The organism is Streptomyces phytophilus (assembly GCF_013870535.1).
In the GTDB taxonomy this organism is placed as follows: domain Bacteria; phylum Actinomycetota; class Actinomycetes; order Streptomycetales; family Streptomycetaceae; genus Streptomyces; species Streptomyces phytophilus.
The window spans coordinates 1-5937 of the sequence record NZ_JACBXC010000282.1; the positions used below are offsets into that span (position 1 = coordinate 1).

General features: G+C 70.1%; 4 protein-coding genes, 1 tRNA gene, 1 pseudogene and 1 CRISPR repeat array. Of the genes and pseudogenes, 2 read left to right on the forward strand and 4 right to left on the reverse strand.

What is annotated here, in order from left to right:
* Positions 1-191 precede the first annotated feature (191 nt).
* From H5J30_RS14865 to H5J30_RS14875, 3 genes are all read right to left on the reverse strand, one after another.
* Complete coding sequence (locus tag H5J30_RS14865) at positions 192-914, reverse strand: nucleotidyltransferase family protein (RefSeq protein ID WP_078560051.1); 723 nt, start codon at positions 912-914, stop codon at positions 192-194.
* A 75-nt stretch (positions 915-989) separates the two neighbouring features.
* The gene (locus H5J30_RS14870) at positions 990-1400 is read right to left on the reverse strand and encodes a hypothetical protein (RefSeq protein WP_181787915.1); all 411 of its coding nucleotides are present in this window, start codon (positions 1398-1400) and stop codon (positions 990-992) included.
* Positions 1401-1640: 240 nt separating this feature from the next.
* Complete coding sequence (locus H5J30_RS14875) at positions 1641-2777, reverse strand: ABC transporter ATP-binding protein (RefSeq protein ID WP_181787916.1); 1137 nt, start codon at positions 2775-2777, stop codon at positions 1641-1643.
* Between the two features lie 178 nt (positions 2778-2955).
* Here H5J30_RS14875 and H5J30_RS14880 point away from each other — a divergent pair.
* A tRNA-Thr gene (locus H5J30_RS14880) sits at positions 2956-3029 on the forward strand.
* Positions 3030-3042: 13 nt separating this feature from the next.
* Here H5J30_RS14880 and H5J30_RS14885 read toward each other — a convergent pair.
* Positions 3043-3666: pseudogene (locus H5J30_RS14885) on the reverse strand (tyrosine-type recombinase/integrase); the annotation flags it as partial.
* Positions 3667-3838: 172 nt separating this feature from the next.
* Positions 3839-4170: direct repeats of the CRISPR family, unit length 30 nt; unit sequence GTGCTCCCCGCACCCGCGGGGATGGTCCCG.
* Between the two features lie 359 nt (positions 4171-4529).
* Between H5J30_RS14885 and H5J30_RS14890 the strand changes: the two are divergent.
* A partial coding sequence (locus H5J30_RS14890) for an MDR family MFS transporter (RefSeq protein ID WP_181787917.1) occupies positions 4530-5937 on the forward strand: 1408 nt, incomplete at its 3' end.

The window sequence follows — 5937 nt, forward strand, 5'->3', positions numbered from 1 at the left end:
GACGGCGGGTCGACGGGCGGCGGCGGGGAGGAGAAGCCGCCGGGGCTGGTCGGCGGATTGCTGGGCTAGGAGCAGGGCGTACGGGCCGGGGCGGGCGCCCCGGCCCGTAGCGTCCCGGCCACTGCCGCCGGCACCCGAAGCCAGACACCCACCCTCGGGCACCGACCCCGGTGTTGCTCCTTTCCCGGGCCCTACCCCTGGCGCAGCTCCTTCGCGGCCTCCGTCAGGTCCTTCGCCGTGTCGATGGCCCGCCAGTACGCCCCCTGCGGCAGCGGGAAGCCCGCCAGCCGCCGCTGCCGCGCAAGCCGCGGGAACGTGGCGCGCTCGTGGTCGCCGCGGTCCGGCAGCAGGTCGCGGAAGGCGGCGGAGAAGACGTACACGCCCGCGTTGATCAGATACGGCGACGGGGGCGCCTCGATGAAGTCGATGACGTGCCCGAACTGGTCCGTCTCCACCGCGCCCCACGGCATGTTCGGCCGCGCCAGCGCCAGCGTGGCGTCCGCGCCCCGCTCCTGGTGGAACGCCGCCATCTCGGTCAGCGAGAACCGGGTCCAGATGTCGCCGTTCGTCGCGTACCACGGCTCGTCGGGACGCGGCAGCGACGCCGCCGCGAACTTCAGCCCGCCGCCGCGGCCGAGCGGCTCCTTCTCGACCACGCAGCTCACCTTCAGGGGCAGCTCCGTGGCGTCCAGCCACTCCATGAGCACCTCGGCGAGGTGCCCGCAGGACACCACCGCGTCGGTGACGCCCTCGGCCGCCAGCCACGCCAGTTGGTGCCCGATGATGGGCACGCCCGTGCCGGGGATCTCGACCATCGGCTTGGGCCGGTCGTCCGTGTACGGACGAAGCCGTGACCCCTGCCCCCCGGCAAGGACCACGGCTTGAGTGGGTTGTGCTGCTGCGGCTGCGGTCATACCCGCACCCTAACCGGCCGGTAGCAACGGGCCGCGGGTGCGGGGTCCCGTGCTCCCGGCCGGTACCGGACGCCCCTACTGGGCCGTGACGACCCCGGACGCGAACGCGGTGTCGCACACCGGGCGCGAGAACGACTGCGCGCGGGCGACCCCGTACTTGGCGACCGCCGCCTCGCCCAGCGCGCGGGCGATGGCGGCGCAGTGCCGCGCGAGCGACGGCCGGGCGTGCACCTCGCGCTGCAACTGCGTGAGCGCGGCGCCGGGGTCCTTCTCCTGCAACTCGGCGATGAGCCGGTCCCGCAGCACCTCCTGCGGGGCGCCGACACCGGACTTGGCGGCGCTCCTGGCGGAGGCGCTGAGCATCCGGGAGTCGGTCGAGGGCGACGCCCAGGGGACGGTGGCGACCGCGAGCGTACCCGACAGAACGAGTACGACGGGGAGGACGAATGCGATGGTTCTGCCGATACGGCGGGCTGCCTGTTTCACGAGGGCGATGCTAGCGACCGGTAGTGATTTGGCGACATTGCGTCACTCCAACGAGCGCGGTTGGCCGGGAAATTCGAATTCCGTGTTGACGCGGACGTCGAACGAAGTGCCGGACTTTCCGACGCACTTGCCGATTCGGCCGCCGTACGGTCCCGGAAAAGCAGAACGGCGCCGCGCCCTCCTTGCCCAGGGCGGCGGCGCCGTTCCGTAAGGAACTGCCGGGCGGTGCGGCTCAGTACGTCAGTCGCTGAGCCGCTCGCCGGTGGAGGTGGAGAACACGTGGGTCTCGCCGGAGCGCGGGACGATGTGCAGCGTGGAGCCCTTGTCCGGCACGGCGCGGCCGGGGACGCGGACGACCAGGTCCTTGTCCTCGCCGCCGACGTTCGCGGAGCCGTAGACGTAGGCGTCGGCGCCCAGCTCCTCGACGACGTTGACCGTCACGGGCAGCCCGGCCGGGGCGCCGTCCGCTTCCTTCGACAGGCTCTTCTCCGCGGGCGCGTCGCCGTTGGCCAGGTCGAAGTGCTCGGGGCGGACGCCGACGGTGACCGTGCGGTCGCCCTTGTCGGCCGCGGCGGCCAGGGCCTCGCGGCTGACGGACACGACGCTGTTGCCGAACTTGACGCCGCCGTCGGTGATCGGGACCTCGACCAGGTTCATCGCCGGGGAGCCGATGAAGCCCGCGACGAAGAGGTTCTCCGGCTTGTCGTACATCTCGCGCGGCGTGGCGACCTGCTGCAGCAGGCCGTCCTTGAGCACCGCGACCCGGTCGCCCATGGTCATGGCCTCGACCTGGTCGTGCGTGACGTACACGGTGGTGACGCCGAGGCGGCGCTGCAGCCCGGCGATCTGCGTACGGGTCTGGACGCGGAGCTTGGCGTCGAGGTTCGACAGCGGCTCGTCCATGAGGAACACCTGCGGCTCACGGACGATCGCGCGGCCCATCGCGACACGCTGCCGCTGACCACCGGAGAGCGCCTTCGGCTTGCGGCCGAGGTACTCGGTGAGGTCGAGGATCTTGGCGGCGTCCTCGACCTTCTGCCGGATCTCGGCCTTCGGCACACCGGCGATCTTGAGCGCGAAGCCCATGTTGTCGGCGACGGTCATGTGCGGGTACAGAGCGTAGTTCTGGAACACCATGGCGATGTCCCGGTCCTTCGGGGGCAGGTGCGTGACGTCGCGGTCGCCGATGTGGATGGTGCCGGCGTTGACGTCCTCCAGACCCGCGAGCATGCGCAGGGAGGTCGACTTGCCGCAGCCGGACGGACCGACGAGGACGAGGAACTCGCCGTCGTCGATGGAGATCTCCAGCTCGCTGACCGCGGGCTTCTCGGAGCCCGGGTAGGTCCGGGTCGCCTTGTCGAACGAAACCGTTGCCATGGTGTTTCCCTTCACCGGCAGGAACGTGCCGGACGATCCGAGTAAAGGATGTGGTGTAGTCCACTGAGTGAACCTTGGCGCCGACCGTACCTGCCGGTCAGGCCCCTTGTCACCACCTCGAAGGTCCCGAAAACGCATCACCGCACCGCCCCGGCCCCCGGTTACACTGCTCGGGCGCGCCTCCTTAGCTCAGTTGGTCAGAGCAACGCTCTTGTAAAGCGTAGGTCGTCGGTTCGAATCCGACAGGGGGCTCGGACACCCCAGCTCAGACGTGCTCTGAGCTGGGGTTTTCCGCTATCGGATGCGTCGTCGCCGCTGGGGTGTCCTTGGTCTCAGATGCGTCCCCGGGGTGGGGCATGAAGGTGTTGCCCGTGCGGCACATGGCGTCCTTGGAGAGGTGCGATCTGCCCTTGACGTAGCGCCGTGTCTGGCTGATCTGGGTGTGCCGAAGGATCTCCATGATGGCGGGCATGTCCACCCCGTGTGGCGGCTGCCGTCGTAGAGTCGCCGGTCATCGACCCCGGCTTCGGCAAGCAGCTCCTTGAATTCCTCCCGGTCCGCCCGGGGGTCCAGCGGGCGCCCGTCCGGCTGTGTGAAGAGCGCCCTGTGCTCCTGCCACAGCTCGCCCGCGGCGGCCCGTGCCTCCTCCTGCTGTGCCTTGTGCTCACGTAGGTGGGGGATGAACGGCGGCGGGATCGGTACGGGGTTCGTGCTCTTCGTCTTGGGCCGGGTGAAGGCGAACCCGCCGCCCTTTGCGCTCCGGGCACGCGCGGGCGTGCCGGGTGCAGCCCTTCGGGCAGGGCCCGAAGCGGTGTAGCCGGGCGCCGCAGGCGTGCGGGTCCTTGCAGCCATGTCGCCACGTGAGCCGCTGGAGCTGCCACTGGGGGTGGACCACGGTGGACGGGTATGGATGCCATGGCGCCGAGTAGGAAGGCCCGTGCGGACTGTCGTACCTGTTGCGGGTGGCCGCGCTACCGCAACGGCAATTGACGGGAATGCCCGATTCAGAGAAAGCGATTGAAACCTGGTGCCTGTGCTGGAAAGGATGCAGGTCAAGAAGGGTGCTCCCCGCACCCGCGGGGATGGTCCCGCCACATGGGCCGGGGGCGGATCCACTCACAAGTGCTCCCCGCACCCGCGGGGATGGTCCCGACCGGCGTCTACGAAATGCCCCTTGCCACGGGTGCTCCCCGCACCCGCGGGGATGGTCCCGTCCCGGTCGGGAGTTCCTCGGCGAGCAGGCGGTGCTCCCCGCACCCGCGGGGATGGTCCCTCCTCGGCGAGGAGCCGCTCGTACGGCGTGCTGTGCTCCCCGCACCCGCGGGGGTGGTCCTCCCGACCTAGTTACGTAACTAGGCACGTGGGGCTCCCCGCAACCGCGGGGATGGTCCCGCGCCGTGCTCCTCAGGCTGCTTGGTCTGCGGCTAAGGCAGGTTCTCGGATGTGCATGGACGTGCGTGGAACGCTCGAACAACTCGTAGCGCGTAGGTCGTCGGTTCGGATCCGGCAGGGGCTCAGACACCCCGGATCAGCCCAGCCTGAGCTGGGGTCTCCTGCTGCCTGGGGCGTTCGTTCCGTGCTGCTCCGGGCCACCGAAAATCGGCGGCGGTTCCCGCGCTGACGTGCGATTATCGGGGCGCCGATGAGTTCCGGCTGGTCCGCCGGTCTGTCTCTGTGGAACGACAGAAACCATCCAGTCCGCGGCCCCGGCTGCCGGGTGACTGTGATCAGGAACCCCAGCGAGGAGCTGTCATGCGAGCTGCGATATCCGAACGACCCGCCGCCGCGGACGCGGACGGGCGGACGCCGACCGTCGTGCGGCTGCTGGTGCTGGCGACGTTCGTGGTGATCCTCAACGAGACCATCATGATCAACGCGATTCCGCGGCTGATGGAGTCGATGCACGTCACCGAGCAGTCGGCGCAGTGGGTGTCCACGGCGTTCATGCTCACCATGGCCGTCGTGATCCCCGTCACCGGGTGGTTCCTCCAGCGGGTCACCACCCGCAAGGCGTACGCCGTTGCCATGAGCACCTTCCTCGCCGGCACCGTGATCTCGGCCGTCGCGCCGACCTTCGCCGTGCTGCTGGCCGGCCGGATCGTGCAGGCCGCCGGGACGGCGGTGATGATGCCGCTGCTGATGACCACGCTGATGGCCGTGGTGCCGGCCGAGCATCTCGGCAAGGTGATGGGCCACGTCACCCTGGCGATGTCCACCGCGCCGGCGCTGGGCCCCACGGTGTCCGGGGTGATCCTGCAGGCCGGGTCGTGGCGGCTGTTGTTCGTGGTGGTGCTGCCGATCGCGGGGCTCGTGACGGTGTTCGGGCTGCGCAAGCTGGAGGACATCGGTGAGCCGCAGGTCAGCTCCATCGACTGGGTCAGCGTCGGTGTGGCGGCGCTCGGTTTCGGCGGGCTGGTGTACGGCCTGAGCCTGATCGGCGAGAGCGACCGCAGGAGCCTGGGCCTCGGCATCGCCGCCGGCGGCATCGTGGCCATCGGTCTCTTCGCTCTCCGCCAGCTCCGGCTGCAGCGGTCGGGTACCCCGCTGATGGACCTGCGGACCCTGCGGTACGGGGCGTTCACCCGGTCCCTGGCCGTGATGTCCGTTGGGTTCCTGGCGATGATGGGCTCGATGATCCTGCTGCCGCTGTACCTGCAGAACGTCCGCGACCTCAGCCCTCTGCAGACGGGCCTGCTGGTCATGCCGGGTGGTCTGGCGATGGGCATGCTGGGCCCGACGGTCGGCAAGGCGTTCGACCGGTTCGGCAGCCGCCGCCTGGTGGTGCCGGGTTCGGCCGCCATCGCGCTGGGGCTCCTCGGCTACACGCAGATCTCGACGACCATGCCGTACTGGCAGATCCTGGCCCTGCACGTGCTGCTGATGGTCGGCCTGGCGGCCACGTTCACCCCGGTCTTCACTCTCGGCATGGGCGCGCTGCCCTCGCACCTGTACTCCCACGGCAGCTCCATCCTCGGCACGCTCCAGCAGGTCGCGGCGGCGTTCGGTACGGCGCTGGTGGTGACGGTGATGTCGTCGCGCGCGACGAGCCTGGTGGCGGACGGCACGGCTCCGATTCCGGCGCAGGTCAGCGGCATGAAGCTGGCCTTCGGCGTGGCGGCGGTGCTGGCGGCGGCCACGATCGTCCTGGCCGCCACGCTGC